Source organism: Eubacterium uniforme (assembly GCF_900167115.1).
GTDB classification, from domain to species: Bacteria; Bacillota; Clostridia; order Lachnospirales; family Lachnospiraceae; genus Eubacterium_S; species Eubacterium_S uniforme.
The window spans coordinates 26,666-44,161 of sequence record NZ_FUXZ01000013.1 but is presented as its reverse complement, the minus strand read 5'-3'; the positions used below and the strand labels follow the sequence as shown (position 1 = coordinate 44,161).

Genomic DNA, 17,496 nt, shown 5'->3' with positions numbered 1-17,496 from the left:
ACTTTGCACATATACGCTCAGGAAAATCTTTATGATTTTCCTTCGGCTTTATTAAATATTACCAATTTTTTAAACAAAATACAAGTATGTTTGTTGCATTTGCTTAAAAAATTAGAAGATTTTTATAACAAAATCAGAATTTTAGTTTCCAAATGTATTTATTCCTCTTATATTTTCATTTTTAAGCATTTATTTATTATTCTTTGTTGTTTTTTTAGAGCTTATATTATATAATACTATGGTGATTTAAACCGCTAAATTATTTTATGATAAAGAGGAAAAAATATGAAAGATTTAACACTAGGTTTTATTGGCCTTGGACTAATAGGGGGTTCAATTGCCAAATCAGTAAAAAGAGTAAATCCAGATGTAAAGATCATCGCCTACAACAGAACTAAATCAAGACTTGAGCTTGCATACTCTGAAGGTATGGTTGATGAAATTGCAGATGATATAGACGAAAAATTTTCTGAATGTGATTACATATTCTTATGTACTCCTGTTGAACAGAATAATACATATCTTGAAACATTAAAAAACATTATAAAGAAAGATGCGATTATTACAGATGTTGGAAGTGTTAAAACTCCAATTCATGAAGCCATTGAAAAGGTTGGACTTGAACGTAATTTCATAGGTGGACATCCTATGGCAGGCTCAGAAAAAACTGGTTATGAAAATTCAAATAATCATCTTTTTGAAAATGCATACTATGTAATTAGTACTTCTCCTTTATCTCCTATGGATAAGGTTGAGGAATATAAAGCATTTGCTGCGGAGATTGGGGCTATTCCAATTGTACTTGATCATAATGAACACGACATGGTTGTGGCTGCAATTAGTCATATGCCACATTTGATTGCTTCTTCACTTGTTAATGTTGTTAAGAATTCAGATAACGAAGAAGGTACGATGAAAACTATCGCCGCTGGCGGTTTTAAGGATATTACAAGAATTGCTTCTTCATCCCCTGAGATGTGGGAGCAGATTTGTACAAGTAATTCAAAGAGCATTTCAATTATGCTTGATAAATTTATAAAAGAAATGCAAAAAGCTAAAGAGTATGTTGATACCAAAAACGGTCAGGCGATTAATGAAATGTTTGCATCTAGCCGTGAGTATAGAGATTCATTCCCTGATAAGGGTGGCGCTATCTTTAAACCATCCATGATATACTGCGATGTTGAAGATGAAGCCGGCGTTATTGCTAGAATCGCTACGCTTCTTGCTAAGAATGACATTTCAATTAAAAATATTGGTATTATACATAATCGTATGTTTGAAGAAGGCGTACTTTTACTTGAACTTTATGATGATTCAGATAGAGATCACGCAGTATCAGTCCTACAAACAGGCGGAATTACAGTTATTAAGAGGAAGTAGTGAGGAAAAATTATCAAAATTTTTCCGAGCGTAACTGTGCAAAGTCCGAAGGACTTTGTGTCCCGTAGGGATTAAATCGTTGTATCCTTTACAACGATTTAACCAGTGAGGAAAATTCATCAAAATTTTACGAAAGGTTTTATTATGATTTTTAAAAGAAAAACTAATCTTACTGGTACTATTACAGTACCAGGCGACAAATCAATTTCACATAGAGCAATAATGCTTGGAAGTTTAGCTAATGGTACTACTACAATAACAAACTTTCTAATGGGTGCTGATTGTTTATCAACTATAGACTGTTTTAGAAAAATGGGCGTTGATATTGACGTTAAGGATGATAAAGTTACAATACAAGGTGTTGGACTTCATGGTCTTAAAGAGCCTAGTGAAACACTTGATGTTGGAAATAGCGGAACAACTACAAGACTTATTAGTGGTATACTTGCAGCGCAGAACTTTTCTTGTAGACTTGATGGAGATGATTCTCTTAGAAAGAGACCTATGAAAAGAATTATCACTCCTCTGTCGCAAATGGGTGCTGACATTAAAAGTGAAAAAGATAATGGATGTGTTCCACTTATTATAAATGGTAAAAAATTAAAAGGAATTCATTATGATTCACCTGTTGCTTCAGCTCAGATTAAATCATCAATATTACTTGCAGGATTATACGCTGATGGTGAAACTTCAGTTACTGAACCTAGTCTTAGTAGAAACCATAGTGAAATAATGTTTAACCAATTTGGTATAGATTGTAAATCAGAAGGTACTACTGCTACAGTTAAAACAGCTTCAGATTTTAATGGAATAGATATTAACGTTCCTGGTGATATATCATCCGCTGCATACTTTTTAGTATTAGGACTTATAACACCAAATTCAGAAATCACAGTTAAGAATGTTGGTATAAACCCAACAAGAGATGGCATCATAAAAGTAATTGAAATGATGGGTGGAAATATCACTCTAGCAAATGTAAATAATACTGGCGAAAAGACAGCTGATATTACTGTTAAAACAAGTGAACTTCACGGTTGTACTATCGGTGGTGATATAATTCCAACTTTAATAGATGAAATCCCAGTAATAGCTGTTATAGCTGCATACGCAAAAGGAAAAACAATTATAAAAGATGCAGCTGAACTTAAAGTAAAAGAATCAAATCGTATCGACATCATGGTTTCACACTTAAAAGCAATGGGATGTGATATTAAAGCTACCGATGATGGCATGATTATAAATGAAAATGTCGAAACACCTAATAAACTAATAGGTTGTAAAATCGATAGTGCTCTAGATCACCGTATCGCAATGTCATTCGCTATATGTGGCCTTAATGCCGATGGCGAAACAGATATCCCAGATAGTGATGTTGTAAAAATTTCATATCCGAACTTTTATGAGGATTTGGAGAGTTTGGGGTAAAAAATACGAAAAAAGGTGAGCATCACGGCTCACCTTTTACCATACAATACTTCTCTCAAAACAATACTCACCCTATACAAACTTCAAATTAGCTTCCGCAAGTATCGCCTCTACATCAGCTCCTATTATATCAAGACCCTCAGCCTTAATTTGCTTTACATCATTAATTCCATAGAATGCATTAGCAAGTGCTTTTACATAACCAAAGCCATAATCATCCGATATAATTGGACCTCCTGCAGTTGTTACGTAATATAAACTTTTAGCCTTACAAAGTCCTACTGGTGCACCAGATTCTGAATAAGTAAATGTTAATCCTAAAACATTTATTTGCTCAAAATACTGCTTTACCATCGCAGGAAATGACAAATCATAGTAAGGCGCTGCTACCACAATCAAATCCGCATTTGCGAAATCTCTTGCAAGATCAAACATTGGATCATCGTATTTGCTGGAATTCTTTAAATCCTCGCGATGATTTATAAACTCCTCATCAACAATAGGAAATTCAACCTTTTCCAATTGAACTTCTTTAATCTCTCCTTCAAGAGTATCCAAAAGATTCTTAGCTAATCGTAAAGTTCTCGACTCTTTACGAACACACGCATTTATAAATAAAATCATACGAGTACCTCCTCATTTCACACTCAACGTAACCTCTGTCTCCGAACCACTTAAAACCCTTTCCAATTCCTCTAAACTCGACTCTTCCACTTTACCAAGTTTAGTATATGCCCATGAATTAGTACCATAAAAGAATACAATCTGATTTCCACTATATAACATTACATCTCCAGCTTCAGTTGTAATATCTTCATCTTTACGAGGTAGAGTTTTACCTAGCTGACAGACTTTTTCAAATCCACCGTAATTTTCTGCTGAAATAGTCAAGTCCTTATCTGTAAGCATTTCTCTTAATTCTTTAGCTGTTTCATTATCTTCTAAGTTCACAATAAATGAACTAGTCCCTACTGTTACACGAATTTGATCATCTGCTAGTGTGCTTTTATCCGTTTTTTTCATTTCAGCCGTCTCCTTAGATTCATTCGTATTCATCCTAGTACTAGATTCATTTGTATTTATCGTAGTGCTAGATTCCTTATGTTCTACCTTAATATCTTTTTGATTATCACTAGAATTATCCGCACTACATCCCGTTAAAAACACCATAATTAACGCCACTATTACTATAATTTTCTTAGAAATCATATTACACCTACTTGCAATTAACAACTACAACTTTTACTTCAAATACTCATTAAAGAAACTCTCTAACTTATCAAATGGAATATAATCCTTGTCGCCACCATCATAAAGATCTGTGTGAGATGCTTCTGGTATAATCAAAAGTTCTTTGTTATCAGCGTATTTGCTGTCTTTTACCATATTTGCATATGCATCTTTTCCAAAGTAGCATGAATGTGCCTTCTCGCCGTGCATAACAAGAACTGCACTTCTAATTTCATTGCTATATTTTAAAATAGGCTGGTTTATGAATGACTCACATCCTATTACATTCCAACCGCCATTAGAGTTTAAAGAACGAGCGTGATATCCACGATTTGTCTTATAATAATCATAATAATCCTTTACAAAGTAAGGTGCATCCTCTGGAAGTGGATCAACCACACCACCGCCAAGCTTATATTCACCATTTTTAAGATCTTCTAGTCTCTGAGCGCACATAGCTTTCTTCTTTTTGAAACGCTCTTCTTCACTATCCTCAGAGTCGAAATATCCATTTGCATTTACCCTAGTCATGTCATACATGGTAGATGCAACTGTGGCTTTAATTCTTGTATCAAGAGCAGCTGCATTAATAGCCATGCCACCCCAACCGCATATGCCTAAAATCCCGATTCTGTCTGGATCAACTTTATCATTTAGTGATAAAAAGTCCACAGCGGCCATAAAATCTTCTGTATTGATATCTGGAGATGCCATGTATCTAGGCTGTCCGCCGCTTTCGCCTGTAAAAGATGGATCAAAAGCAATTGTAAGGAATCCTCTTTCCGCCATATTTTGTGCATAAAGCCCAGAGCACTGTTCCTTAACCGCACCAAATGGTCCCGATACCGCTATAGCAGGAAGCTTACCCTTCGCATCTTTCGGTACATACATATCAGCTACAAGTGTTATTCCATAACGATTAACGAATGTCACCTTGCTATGCTCCACTTTATCACTCTTTTTAAAAGTCTTATCCCACTCTGTTACCATACTAAGTTCTTCTTTTCTAATCATATTAGACACCTCCATTTTTAATTTTTATTTCTTTTTCACATTCCCTAAGTATAAAATCCATGCAATCTAGTTTTTTCCCACATTCATGATATTCATCCATTATGCGGCAACGTTCTCTTTTTAAAAGTTGAAACATATCTTCCATGCTTCCAGATTCAAATCTCCTAAGAATATACTCCGATGCATCTTCTTTACATCCTATATCCGAAAGACATTGCTTCAGTTTTTTTCTGTCCATGTGATCACCTCACTTATCAGACCAATTTAATTTACATCTTAATTATACTCCCTTGCATATTCATGCGCTAATGGTTATAATGAATATCATGATATGCATATTTGGAATATCATATATCTCTTCAGCAAATGCCGAAGAACGAAAAATACATAGTATTTTAAGTTTATACTGCGAATATACAAGGAGGTTATTATGGAAATTAGAACATTAAGATACTTTTTAGCCGTAGCAAGAGAAGAAAATATGAGTAGAGCCGCCAAACTTCTACACGTAACCCAACCTACACTATCAAAGCAGCTTAAATCATTAGAAGAAGAACTAGGTAAAAAATTATTCACAAGACACTCATTTAGCATCAAGCTTACCGAAGAAGGCATCCTACTTCGCAACCGCGCAGAAGATTTAGTAAGCATGGCTGATAAAATCGAACAAGAATTTGTATCATTAGATGATATAGACGGTGGAGAGCTCTATCTTGGCCTTGCTGAATCATACCAGCTTCGACACCTCGCAAGGTCAATAAAAGATTTTAAACAGAACTATCCTAAGCTTCATTATCACATCACAAGTGGCGATACGGAACAACTTTCTGAAAAAGTAGACAAAGGTCTACTTGATTTTGTTGTGCTAGTAGAACAACCAGATAGCCGCAAATACGATTATATCGAATTCCCTCAGGCAGACACATGGGGCCTTATTATTCCAGCCACCGATCCTCTAGCGAAGAAAAAAGCCATCCATTTGGATGACCTTATCGATTTGCCATTATTCTGTTCTGACCAGGCTTGGACTGGTGATATAAAAAACTGGGCTGGTAGCAGATTTAAAGAACTTCAATTAGAAGGTTCATTTCGCCTATCCTATAATGGTTCTCTTTTTGCCATGGAAGGCTTAGGCTACCTACTCACCTATGAACATCTTGTTAATACTTCAAAAAACAGCGGTCTTGTATTCAGACCACTCTCTCCAAAGCTTGAGAATAAAATATATATCGCATGGAATAGATATCAAGCATTCACTCCTATTGCTGAAAGATTTTTAACTCATTTAAAAGAAGCTTTTCAAATTTGAGTACTGACTGATTATATCCACATCTTACTCTCACAATTCCATCGTTTGTTATAATTTGAATCTGTTAGTATATTCTGATAAATTGGTTCAAGAAAGACTACTAACCGGTCTAACACATCATCAAATAATAATCTAGATTCTTTTGCTGGATTAAAAGCATTCCACTGGATATTTAACGCGTCATTATTCTTAAAATCATCAATTTCCTCAAAAACATCCGTTGGCAATTCTCTATTTCGATGAGCCAAAGTTCTTTTTACAGCTTCCATAAGAATCCCTCCTTCAAAATCAAAAATTCCTGACAAATAATAAATATCATAAAAATCTTTCATTCTACTTGTTCCAGACATTCTTTGAAGAATTGCATCAAATTTTTCTGCAATAGTACTTTCAAGTGAATATGTGAAAACCTCTGGAGAAACGAAATCAGGTAACCTTGTAACAATCATCCTCTTTATTGGATTAGGTACAATGATATCATCAATTCCAACATCAATAGAAAACGGAATCTTCACCCTTCCTATACGTCCCATAAAAGAAGTTTTTACACCTGGATATTTTTTATCTATTGAAATAGTCTCTGTCCCCAGAATCTCCAATGTTATAAAATCATTCCCTGTACTTATATTGCATATGTTCCTCATAGTCTGTTCTATGTTCTCCAAACTTCCATGAAAATTCTTTATCAAAAAATCAATATCCCTCGTTGGCCTTGAATCAAATTCCGTAAGCGTATAAATAAACATACCACCCTTTAAAATTAAATTTTCAGCATACTTAGAAAGAGATAGTTTTCTCAGAAATTCTTCCTGTGCAAAAAGCTGAAGTACCATCTGAAATGGAATTCCTTCTTCTTTTGACTGAATCTTTAATCTTGTCAGCACCGATGCCTCCATGTTCTTTATAGCCATACTCCAAGTATCTCCCTTACCTTTTTTTCCACATGAAGTAGTTTCGCATATTTCATAAGTCTCGCCTCAACTTTTTTGGGGTCTTGTACATATCGCTGAATAGCTATATTGAAAACTTCTCCATCCACTTTATTTCTATGTAGAAGCAAGTCACAAATTGTTCTTTCTCTGTCGTAAATCATAACTGATTTGCCGTCAATTTCAGCCTCTTCAATCCCCACCTGATAACGATCACTTTGAATAAAGTGTGGCTTTACAATAGGATAATCAATATAAAATCTGGTTCTTGTGCTTTTATTATCTACCGCCAGATGCCACGCTGCTGGAGTTTTATCCGTATAACCATAATAATCCAGAGCACTCTCCATACAGATTACTCCATCTGGAAATAATTTTTTAATTGTCGGAATATCTGAAAAAGAATCCTCTCCTGAATACTGATAGTAACCACGCCTAACTTGCTCTATCTTGCCTTCTTCTAGCAAATGCTGGATTTTTTTATAATAAAATCCTTCTTTTTTTAGTTCTATTGTTCTCATCAGACCACCATATTGTTCAAAAACAGTTCTAATACTTTCACTCATGTCATCCCCCTCGCTTTACTATATTATACAATTTCTTAATACTTTTTGTATAGTTTAATAAATCCATTATATCGTCTGGCATAAAAAAAGTCAAGAAAAGACAGTGAACTTGTATACAGACCACTATCTCTAAAATTTGAAAATAAAGCATATCTCCCCCTACGCCGTTATAAACCAATTATTCTCACACTCTCTGTAATAAAGCCTTATTTCTCGCGTAGAACCATCAACATCAATCTTACATTCAAAAAATATAGTTCGATTAGTAACATATACACCGTCATTAGTTGTATATGTGCCATTACCTGATAACTCCTTATACGAATCTATCTTAAATACTCGTGGCTCACCATCATCACCAACCACACGAATTCGAAGAGGAATTATGTTTCCCTCCTTCGAATACTGGCAGATTATATCCACATCGTATCTTTTCGCTTCCATAACATTCACCTACCTACATAGTAATTTAATAGAGAAATATTTTGCAAAAGCCAAAATCGTCTAACGAACATACGTTCTATTTCATTATCAATTATACGAACCTTAATTCCATTTGTCAATATAGTTTTAAAACAGCAAGAAGATTTCTTATCTACATTTAATCCCCCAGCAACTTCAATCCAACAATTCCCACAGCAATCATTAAGACACAAACCATCTGCATCAATGATAGTTTTTCATTAAAAAGCATAATGCCTAAAATTGAAGTTCCAATAATACCAAACCCAGTCCACATGGCATAAGCCGTACCAAGCGGCAACTTCTTTAGAGCAAATGCCAAAAAAACCGCACTAAATATATACCCAACAACCGTAACTATCGATGGAACAAGAATCTTAAATCCATCCGATGCTTTCATAGCACATGCCCATGTCACTTCCAAAATACCAGCAAATAACAACATTATCCATTCCATTTTTCTACCTCCAAAAATAAAACGCCACTTCTTTATCTTCTAAGACCTAACGATAAAGAAATGACGTTATTCCTAGCTACCCGGTGGCAGCTGGCGCCTAAATATTTAAATTTTTATCATACACAATCAATCCCACTTCTGTCGGATGATCCATAAGAACTACATCCTTTCCAGCTGTCTTATAACGAAGCAACATACTACTTACCAATAAATCTCCCGCACCAGCTAAAATCTGGCAAACGCCAATCATCAAAAAAAGGAAATTCCCCGTAATAACACCAGTAATACCAAATCCCAATCCAAGAATCGTCGCTGGCATAAGAGAACCAAGTATATACCTGCCTTTAGAAAGAGGCGCCTTACTCGTGCAATAAGGAGTTATTTGCTCCTTAATAAAACCAAGTTCAATGTCCTTAAAACCATGTTCTGTACCCATCGCCCAAAAGATAGCATGTATACATTCGTGAACAAATGCAAGCACAATATTAGAAATCAAAAAAGCAAATACACCCGCTATCCATAGACCCGTATGATTCTTAAGAATATCAATCGTATCTTTAAATCCATGCAATCCAATAAATAAAATAAATATCACCACAGCAAATGGAAGCGGCAATAAGTAACCAGTCGAATTAGCCTTTTCAACAGTGGTAGTCAAATCATGCCTTTCATATCCATCAGCAAATAGTTTTTCTTCTCTCTCCTTTAAAAGTTCCGCCCTTCTAATCTCAGCCTGCGTAAGCGTACGCTTGGCGTTTTGATTTTCGTTCATTCTTATACCCTCCTAAATGTTGGTGTTAAATAGTTAGTAGCGAGATGATACTAAGTTGTCAACATAAATCACCAAATCGTTTTACTCCTATAGAAAACTTACCCGTATATAAATTTATTGGATAAAAAATATATCCATCTTTCAAAATATCCACTAATTCAATTATCTTCTCTGTTTTTATCACTTCTATATATAATCCATCAACACAACTTCTATTAACAAAGATTATATAATCTACTTTCTCTTTTTTTGTAAAAACATACTTTAACAAATCAATATCTTTAGATAGCATATAAACCTTTTTATCATTTTTTGAAACATCTCCATATGAAAAAATACTTCTTAAATCCTCTATATTTTTAATATTTTTCCTCAATACAGAATCTGAATATTCTATCAAAAAAATACCTACCTCTTTGATCCCCTCATATTTTTCTAAACTTTCCAAATGCTTTTCAAAACCATCCTTGAAGGATTTTATTAAATAAGAATACGATTGTTTATCTTGTAAAACTGGTTCTACAGAAAATGATTCAATCCATTTTTCTCCATTAGACAGTTTTTCATCGGCCTCTTTCATTTTCTTTTTAAACTCACGATAAACTTCAGCATTCTTCCTTTCCATATAGGATCCATTTCTATTAGTATGTGATGACGTAATCTGAAAATGTTCAATAAAACCATTATCAAACACGAAATCCGGAAAAACATATTCTGTTTTATTATCTTCAGCAGTACTTATTATTTCCAATATTTTTTGTTTTTCTTCCTTAGAAACTGAATAAAAATTAATAATATCTTTATTTTGTTGTACTAAATCAAGTAATATTCTTTCTTTTACTTTATCCTTCACTCTATTCTTCACCTATTAAATCATTTCTCTTCCTTTTTCCTATTATTTATTATGCTTAATTATTTACCCCAAAAGAGTTAGTGGTGTTATGATACTACCCTTTATATTATCAATATGATTAACTGTTTTATCTTTCAACCAACTAATTCATCAAAAATTAATCTATTATTTTTCACAACATATCTTACTATAATCAATTTCAGATATATCATCTATGTTTTTTATCCATCGACCGCATTTTTTGCAGCAAATATGATAATATGCGTCAAGTACCGCCTTACCAAAATCTTCAGCTTCTGATCTCGAAAGTGAAATACTCCATTCATTGTAATGACTTCCAGCCATATTTCTTAGGTAAACCAAATCATTAAGTTCACTAAATACATTTTTAGCTTTACTTTTTTTTAAAATTTTATAAATACCCGGCCATAAATCCCCAATAGTATATTTATCTCCAAAACGTCTATGTATACTTATCGAAAAAATACAACTTAATTTCTCACACATATACTCAAGCATATATCCTGCACTTGCACAAATATCGGCTGTACTTCCATTTTCCATTGATGATAGCAATTTTTCATCGTAATTATTTAATGCACTTACTACTCTTGGTCCTACATCAAACGACCAATTCGTTATTTCTATCTGTTGAATATCCTTTGAATGATTTCTGAATAATTGAGTCAACTGCTCTTTCCACAATCTATCATGAGTAGTAATTATAATCTGCCAATCAAAGAAACGATCTATTACATATTGCATAATTCTATATCTAATATTTGAATCAATACTTTGAAATACATCATCTAAAACAAGCACTTTGGCCTGTCCTCGTTCTACTGATTGGTGAATAAACTCAAAATAAATAAGCAATGCCAAAAGATCACAATTTGCCTCAGAAAATAACATTATTGGATCAACCTCGCTGCCATTATCAAGTTGTACTGTAAAATTCATTGAAAGAGCAGAAATTGATCCTACATAAATACGTATACTTTTTACGTAATCATTTGTTCTTGATATTATTTTAAATGTATCCGTTACTATCGGTGCAATTTCAGTCATAATATTCTGAAGTTGATTACTTTTTACCGTTCTTTCTTGACTCTTTCTCAATTCTTTGTGTTTTTTATTTAATTTTTGAATCTCTAAATACACTTCTTTAAGTCTATTAATATCATTATATCGAGGATTATTTATTTTTATTTGATTTAGCTGCTTAACGTTTTCAAATAATCTTATATATGAATAAACTTCTTCTTTAGATTTCATAGACATATCTTTAGAATCAAATCCGTAATATTTGGATAATCTATCTATAATCTCTCTCTTTTCATGTTTTAAGGTTAATCTATCCTTTTCAACTGAATCCATTTTTTCTGAAACTGGTGTTTCCATTATAGGAGTTTCTGTCATTACATAACTTCTGAAAACATTTAATTTTTGCTGGCTGGGAAGACTCCAAAAATTTAGAATATCTTGTCTACGTAATACAAAGGGTGCATTTCTAAATTCAGATAAAACACTTACTTGTCCAGTAACTCTTCCAACTTCCTCGTTTTTATGAATATAAACCTTATTAATTCTATCATCAGTTAACGATAGAATAATTTCCGAAGAAACCGACTTTTCATTCTTTAAAGAAATAGAATTATAAATCCACTTATCTGATTGAAAAGAAGGAACTGACTGTATTGTTCCCTGCGTTGATAACTCAATTGCATCAATTATGCTTGATTTACCTGAACCATTATCACCAAATATCATCAAAGATGTCGGCACTTTATTTCGAGTAAAATTCAAATTTATGTCATTAGGAACACCTCGAAAGTGTGAAATTGTTATTCCCTTTATCTTACACATACTAACGTTTTCCTTTCTTTTTATATAAAAAATATTGAAAGAATTGTTATTTGATACATATCCATCTATTTTTTTTCATAATTAATACCCTGCAGGCAATGGTTTAAAACCTCCATTTTTAGAAGGTGATTTTATATGTTTTCTTAATCCAGCAACATCGATTTCATCTATTATTACCGTACCATTAATTCCACCTTTTACTCTTGCAATATTCATTATTTCGTTTTTAGTAGGTTGTACAATTCTACTATCTCCATATTCTGACATATTTGATTGTGCACAAAAGCAACAACGATCTCTACTTAAGGCTTCGATTATATTGCTAAAATATTTTGTATCTTTATTCCACTCCACTCCAAACACAATATCCGCCTCTCTTTTAAACTTACATCGTTCCTCAAGAGAAGTAAGTTCATAACAACAAAAGGTTACAAAAGAAAGATTCTTCCACCTAAACAACGTATGTCCCTTTCCTTCAATCGGAATACACTTATACTTTTTAATCATACTTTCTTCTTCTGGAGAATAATATACCTTAGGATGGAAAAACGGAACTATATATCTCATATCACTATTTACAATAGGCAATAAGGTTACAGTCAAATTATATACATAATCTCCATTTCTAATATGCTCAATTCCTCCAATTACAATCATGTTATGCAAAGCCGCCTTTTTTTGAATAACAGGCAAAAATGTTATTGGTATATACGCTTCAGGAAATACAAGCACATCACTACTATAACGAATTGCCTCATTCACAATCTTGCTTATTTCATTACATCTTTTTGAAATATTTCTTTTTTTCCCTGATAAAATATCTTGAAAATCGCTTTCTTGCATTCTCACATTAGCAACTGCAATGCGATATTTCCCATTCTTAACATTATTCTCCTCATTTTTTTCATTAATAATAATATTGCCTTCAGAATCTATTCTTTTACCCTCAATATATTTTTTTAAATATAATTGATCTGATTTATTAAAGTTTTCAACATATTTCTTACACATATAATCTACCCAATAATTATCATCTAATAGATCAATCTTGTTTTCTTTGATTGATTTAATAATTGATGTATATAATATTTCAAATGGCGATGATATATAAGGCTTATATTTTTTATTCTTTTTTAAATATTTTTGATAACAGTCCGAATTAAAATATTCGTCTATTTCATAAAAACAAATTTCTTTTTCAGCATTATCATTTAGTTCAAAAGCATTCATACATTCCTCTAAGCTTATAGGAAGCAAGTTGCTATTCACCATTCTAGAATTACAGTAATATCTACGTAATTTATTAATAGACCTTATTGATAATTCATTTTCAAATACACTATATGACTCTAATTTCATTAATAGTAATGAAATCTTTTCAAGTATCTCCTGTATATTCTTTCCCCAAACAATAGCCATAGACCTAGTAAGACAAGCAATATAGTACTTAACAAGTGTATCTCCAACAGAATAAATTCCTCTATTATTTAAATATGAGTATTCTCCTATTTTTGATGACTCTTCATCTAACTCACTAAGTGCCGAAACAACCTTAGCAGTAAAATCTATTACTTTTACCCATTTTCTATTAATAATATAATAGTTTAGTACACCCTCCCATTGAGTATAATTATTCAAAATCTCCTTATAATCTAGAAGTTGATCAATACTATTAACAAATGAATCTACAGTCTCTTTTTCTACAAAAGGAGCCATCATAACATTTTTCCCTATTGCCTTTGATAAAACATACTTGTCAATCGAAACTCCATTTAGTGACCTTAATTTATTAACCGTATCTACTCTTTCAAATTGTAATATATCTTCTTTTGTCATAGAATTTGAGTCTTCTGGTAAGTAATTAAATTCACTTGTATTTTGAGCAATATCTTTTTCTATTTTTTTAATAATAGTATCATATCCACTTTTATCAACATAAAAGAATCTAATTTTATCCTTCTGAATATCTAGCCCATCATATTCACTCAAACTTATAGTCTCTTTGTCTTTACATTCTATAAGTCCAAAAGTTTCTAATTTTTTTAATATATAAGAACTAACTTCACTTACACCATTCTTTGTAATTTTACTTTTAAGTTTATCATGTGGTTCAACACGTGAAACAAGAATCATATCATCTACATATCTACCATAATATACAGTATTTTTACACTTATTTGCTTTATCATCAAAATCAATCAAATATGAATTAGATAAAATATTAGACGGTAAAAAACCTATAGGTAATATAATTCTATTTTTTATTCCTAAAATTTCTGAATATCTTTGCATTATTTTATACATCAAATTATTAATTTTTATTATTTCATCACTTGAATTATCACCCACGTTTGTCACTCGTTTAAATTTTGAATCAGTATAGTCAATATTATAGTAATACCTATTCAAATCAAGCATAGTAATAATAACACTCTGATTCTCTTGGTTTACAACATTATCTGCACTTATTAACCCTTGATTTCTCCATGTTACATACTGTCTATAATATGGTTTAAACAAGCTAGGCGATTCAGAAACTCTTCCTTCAGAAAATATTAATTTATCACATAAGCGTTTACCGAAACAATTATCTGGTAAATTTTTATCTATCTTATATCCGACAAGCAAAATCCAAAGAACACTTAAAATGTGACCTTCTATTGATAAATCTATAAAATTATTATATTTTTCAACGCATACAGAGTCTGAACATACATTTGAAATTACAATTGGTTCACATCTCTCAGTTTTCTCAGAGCATATTTTTTTAGGAAAAGTATATGCTTTTATGGAATCCAAAATCTCACATTCCAATAAACCCCACTTTTTCTCATCATTTATAGCTTCTAATAATCTATTTAATTTAGTTTCGAATTTTTCATTTTCAAACTTTGCGATTTCATATCGTATATATGGTAAAGTTTTATCCATAAATACACTTCCTTTTAATTTTCTGTATGCTTCATCTAATAAATCACGTTTCAATTATAAATCCCTCACTTGTTTTTAATAACAAAGCTTATTTAATTCTATATCTACTCATGTCTTTTCATATGGTCATATTATTTCCAAATATTAATTCAAAAATCATTATCGTTGTTTCTAGACTTTTTCATTCAACCCCTAACGCTTTAAACACAGCATCCTCAGCACTACTATAAAACACTAAATTAAAACCACTTATCAATTCCGGTGGAACAGTTCCAAGGTCAGTTGCAGCTGTTTGAGGTAAAAGTACTTTCTTTGCCCCACTATCCAAGCATACTTGCAAAGTATCCGCAAGATTATCTTCCTTTATGAGCGTTCCACTTATACTAATTTCACCCAATACAACCATAGAACTTAGAATTGGTTTACCTAATGCAATTGAACATAATGCGATTAAAGTAGGCAAAGCAAGCTTACTTGTCAGACCTATTCCCTGAAGATCCTGATAATTTATCATATAGTCTTTTGTACTTAAACCTATACTTCCACTTATATGATTTCCATTTGCCTTTAAATAACTGTAAGCAGTGTTTGTAGCCTCTTTACAATCCCGATCAGAGCCTAAACCTGTACAATTAAATTTTCCGTTTCCAGGTAACATCTGTGATTCCAGTCTAAACACACCAATCATTCCACTCTTTCCATGAGAAACACTATAAACCTGTCCTGGATTTAACATACCTTCAGGAATAAGTTTTCCTCCACCTTGTTCAGGTACTGAAACATATTTTTCTTCAAATGTTTCATTATCTATGTATGAAAAATTAACATCATAAAATTCCATACCACCAAGTTTCTTAAGTTGCTCTTTAACTCTTCTTCTCATTTCAAGTGCTACTTGAAGTATTTCTTCTAATTCTTCTTTAGTAAAGTCTCCTCCAGGATATATTACCTTAACTAATCCTCCAACAATCTTTCGAACCGCAATAGTATCTCTCTGATTAAGGTTTTTTCCTAATTTAAAATACTTATCAATCACATCTCCATACTGTTCTTTACGTAATTCTCTTATAAATTCCGCCATGTAATCAGTAATAAAACCATAATCATTAGTAAAGTGCTCTGGTCTAAATTTTGGAATTTCCCATCCAGGAATATAACAATGCATTCTATCTAAGAATGCAGTATCTGTCCCCATTTCTGGTGGAAATGGATCAAATAAACTACTAGTCTTCAATAATACATCAACGCTTTGATTAATATTTCCTACAAACACCATTGATGCTGAAGCAGCTTTCTCTTCTTTACCTCTAGCAAATGAACCTGATGCCATATAATCTTTCATTATCTGAACACCATCTTTATCTTTAAATTTTATACCTGCAACTTCATCAAATGCTACGCAATCCCACATTCCAACTAAGCCCATAGTATTTCGTCCCATGTTATAGAAAAGATTTGCTACTGTAGTCTGTCCACCTGACACTAAAATACTATTAGGAGAAACCTCTTTATAAATATGAGATTTTCCAGTACTTCTTGGCCCCAGTTCGCAAAGATTAAAGTTATTTTCTACTAACGGAACCATACGAAGTAACAATAACCATTTTTCACGTTCTGATAGCTTATCTGGTTCCATTCCTATAGAACGAAGCATTATACTAATCCATTCATCTTTTGTAAACTCTTTTCTTCCTTCCTTAAGTTCATTAATATCTACTGAAGGCATCTGAATAGGTTTCAATTTACTAATTGTTATAAGCGGTACATCTTTACTTTTCTTTTTATTCTCTACAATAATACCCGAATCAAATTGTTCCTGATTATACTCAAGATTAATAATACACCAAATTCCTCCACACAAAAGCCTATCATATTTTTCCGGATATTCTTCTGATATTGGGATGCCAGCTAATCCTAAATTAGAAAACTGTGCTTCATACTCATCATATCTAAGATTCAAACTAACCGTTACTCTATCAATGATGCTCATAGTTCCTCTTTGACGTAATCTTGATAAGACTTTTTCAGATTCATCTGGACGTACAAAATTTTCACTTAATATTCTTTTTACATTCTTTACGCCATCCTCGATTATATCTTCATCTTCTGAATTACAATACTGACCTAACAAATATTCCAATACATATACAGGTACATTAGCACCCTCTTTAATATGTTTTGTTAAGTCTTTTCTAACTATCTTTCCATCAAAAATATTTCTTAATTTACGATTTATAATATAAGTATTATCACTATCTTGGACATTTTCATTATTCTCAGTTATAATATCCATTTA

At 32.3% G+C, this 17,496-nt stretch carries 16 protein-coding genes; 3 read left to right on the top strand and 13 right to left on the bottom strand.

All coding sequences use genetic code 11. From position 1 onward, the window contains the following. Positions 1–285 precede the first annotated feature (285 nt). Both B5D16_RS10045 and aroA read left to right on the top strand, forming a co-directional pair. Positions 286–1,383 carry a prephenate dehydrogenase gene (locus B5D16_RS10045; RefSeq protein WP_078766857.1) on the top strand — a complete coding sequence of 366 codons (1,098 nt, stop codon included), beginning with the start codon at positions 286–288 and terminating at the stop codon, positions 1,381–1,383. Between the two features lie 144 nt (positions 1,384–1,527). Beyond that, complete coding sequence (gene aroA / locus B5D16_RS10040) at positions 1,528–2,811, top strand: 3-phosphoshikimate 1-carboxyvinyltransferase (protein WP_078766856.1); 1,284 nt, start codon at positions 1,528–1,530, stop codon at positions 2,809–2,811. A 72-nt stretch (positions 2,812–2,883) separates the two neighbouring features. Here the strand turns inward: aroA and B5D16_RS10035 are convergent, their stop codons facing one another. The 4 genes from B5D16_RS10035 to B5D16_RS10020 are packed head-to-tail and all read right to left on the bottom strand — an operon-like array spanning position 2,884 to position 5,293. Further along, a complete protein-coding gene (locus tag B5D16_RS10035; protein ID WP_078766855.1) occupies positions 2,884–3,435 on the bottom strand; it encodes an NAD(P)H-dependent oxidoreductase in 552 nt (183 codons plus the stop codon). A 12-nt stretch (positions 3,436–3,447) separates the two neighbouring features. Continuing rightward, positions 3,448–4,020, bottom strand: coding sequence for a cyclophilin-like fold protein (locus B5D16_RS10030; protein WP_078766854.1), 573 nt, complete (start codon positions 4,018–4,020; stop codon positions 3,448–3,450). 33 nt (positions 4,021–4,053) lie between these two features. After that, positions 4,054–5,055: an alpha/beta hydrolase gene (locus tag B5D16_RS10025; RefSeq protein WP_078766853.1), complete on the bottom strand. Its 1,002-nt coding sequence runs from the start codon at positions 5,053–5,055 to the stop codon at positions 4,054–4,056. A 1-nt stretch (position 5,056) separates the two neighbouring features. Further along, positions 5,057–5,293, bottom strand: coding sequence for a hypothetical protein (locus B5D16_RS10020; RefSeq protein WP_078766852.1), 237 nt, complete (start codon positions 5,291–5,293; stop codon positions 5,057–5,059). A gap of 192 nt (positions 5,294–5,485) precedes the next feature. Here B5D16_RS10020 and B5D16_RS10015 point away from each other — a divergent pair, with 192 nt between their 5' ends. After that, positions 5,486–6,364 carry a LysR family transcriptional regulator gene (locus B5D16_RS10015; RefSeq protein WP_078766851.1) on the top strand — a complete coding sequence of 293 codons (879 nt, stop codon included), beginning with the start codon at positions 5,486–5,488 and terminating at the stop codon, positions 6,362–6,364. An 11-nt stretch (positions 6,365–6,375) separates the two neighbouring features. Here the strand turns inward: B5D16_RS10015 and B5D16_RS10010 are convergent, their stop codons facing one another. From B5D16_RS10010 to brxL, 9 genes are all read right to left on the bottom strand, one after another. Further along, entirely contained in the window at positions 6,376–7,275 is a 900-nt protein-coding gene (locus tag B5D16_RS10010; protein WP_078766850.1) for a nucleotidyl transferase AbiEii/AbiGii toxin family protein, read from the bottom strand. Then, positions 7,266–7,859 carry a type IV toxin-antitoxin system AbiEi family antitoxin domain-containing protein gene (locus B5D16_RS10005; RefSeq protein ID WP_078766849.1) on the bottom strand — a complete coding sequence of 198 codons (594 nt, stop codon included), beginning with the start codon at positions 7,857–7,859 and terminating at the stop codon, positions 7,266–7,268. Before B5D16_RS10005 ends, B5D16_RS10010 begins: the two co-directional genes overlap by 10 nt. Before the next feature lie 159 nt (positions 7,860–8,018). Then, positions 8,019–8,303 (bottom strand): hypothetical protein, encoded by a 285-nt coding sequence (locus tag B5D16_RS10000; RefSeq protein ID WP_078766848.1) that lies wholly within the window; start codon positions 8,301–8,303, stop codon positions 8,019–8,021. A 157-nt stretch (positions 8,304–8,460) separates the two neighbouring features. Next, positions 8,461–8,778, bottom strand: a complete 318-nt coding sequence (locus B5D16_RS09995) for a DMT family transporter (RefSeq protein ID WP_078766847.1) — start codon at positions 8,776–8,778, stop codon at positions 8,461–8,463. Positions 8,779–8,875: 97 nt separating this feature from the next. Beyond that, positions 8,876–9,550, bottom strand: a complete 675-nt coding sequence (locus tag B5D16_RS09990) for a DUF3267 domain-containing protein (RefSeq protein WP_078766846.1) — start codon at positions 9,548–9,550, stop codon at positions 8,876–8,878. A gap of 58 nt (positions 9,551–9,608) precedes the next feature. After that, on the bottom strand, positions 9,609–10,403 hold the full coding sequence (locus B5D16_RS09985; RefSeq protein WP_078766845.1) for a hypothetical protein: 795 nt from the start codon (positions 10,401–10,403) through the stop codon (positions 9,609–9,611). A gap of 165 nt (positions 10,404–10,568) precedes the next feature. Continuing rightward, on the bottom strand, positions 10,569–12,269 hold the full coding sequence (locus B5D16_RS09980) for an ATP-binding protein (protein WP_078766844.1): 1,701 nt from the start codon (positions 12,267–12,269) through the stop codon (positions 10,569–10,571). Between the two features lie 81 nt (positions 12,270–12,350). Further along, positions 12,351–15,200, bottom strand: coding sequence for a hypothetical protein (locus B5D16_RS09975; protein WP_078766843.1), 2,850 nt, complete (start codon positions 15,198–15,200; stop codon positions 12,351–12,353). A gap of 181 nt (positions 15,201–15,381) precedes the next feature. Then, positions 15,382–17,493, bottom strand: coding sequence for a protease Lon-related BREX system protein BrxL (brxL, locus tag B5D16_RS09970; RefSeq protein ID WP_078766842.1), 2,112 nt, complete (start codon positions 17,491–17,493; stop codon positions 15,382–15,384). Between the last annotated feature and the right edge of the window lie 3 nt (positions 17,494–17,496).

Excerpts from the sequence above, each read along its gene's own strand:
- B5D16_RS10025 (WP_078766853.1), bottom strand. The coding sequence starts at position 5,055 with ATGATTAGAAAAGAAGAACTTAGTATGGTAACAGAGTGGGATAAGACT.
- brxL (WP_078766842.1), bottom strand. The coding sequence starts at position 17,493 with ATGGATATTATAACTGAGAATAATGAAAATGTCCAAGATAGTGATAAT.
- B5D16_RS10015 (WP_078766851.1), top strand. The coding sequence starts at position 5,486 with ATGGAAATTAGAACATTAAGATACTTTTTAGCCGTAGCAAGAGAAGAA.
- B5D16_RS09980 (WP_078766844.1), bottom strand. The coding sequence starts at position 12,269 with ATGTGTAAGATAAAGGGAATAACAATTTCACACTTTCGAGGTGTTCCT.
- B5D16_RS10020 (WP_078766852.1), bottom strand. The coding sequence starts at position 5,293 with ATGGACAGAAAAAAACTGAAGCAATGTCTTTCGGATATAGGATGTAAA.
- B5D16_RS10035 (WP_078766855.1), bottom strand. The coding sequence starts at position 3,435 with ATGATTTTATTTATAAATGCGTGTGTTCGTAAAGAGTCGAGAACTTTA.
- B5D16_RS09975 (WP_078766843.1), bottom strand. The coding sequence starts at position 15,200 with ATGGATAAAACTTTACCATATATACGATATGAAATCGCAAAGTTTGAA.
- B5D16_RS09990 (WP_078766846.1), bottom strand. The coding sequence starts at position 9,550 with ATGAACGAAAATCAAAACGCCAAGCGTACGCTTACGCAGGCTGAGATT.
- B5D16_RS10005 (WP_078766849.1), bottom strand. The coding sequence starts at position 7,859 with ATGAGTGAAAGTATTAGAACTGTTTTTGAACAATATGGTGGTCTGATG.
- B5D16_RS10030 (WP_078766854.1), bottom strand. The coding sequence starts at position 4,020 with ATGATTTCTAAGAAAATTATAGTAATAGTGGCGTTAATTATGGTGTTT.
- B5D16_RS10010 (WP_078766850.1), bottom strand. The coding sequence starts at position 7,275 with ATGGCTATAAAGAACATGGAGGCATCGGTGCTGACAAGATTAAAGATT.
- B5D16_RS09995 (WP_078766847.1), bottom strand. The coding sequence starts at position 8,778 with ATGGAATGGATAATGTTGTTATTTGCTGGTATTTTGGAAGTGACATGG.
- B5D16_RS10045 (WP_078766857.1), top strand. The coding sequence starts at position 286 with ATGAAAGATTTAACACTAGGTTTTATTGGCCTTGGACTAATAGGGGGT.
- aroA (WP_078766856.1), top strand. The coding sequence starts at position 1,528 with ATGATTTTTAAAAGAAAAACTAATCTTACTGGTACTATTACAGTACCA.
- B5D16_RS10000 (WP_078766848.1), bottom strand. The coding sequence starts at position 8,303 with ATGGAAGCGAAAAGATACGATGTGGATATAATCTGCCAGTATTCGAAG.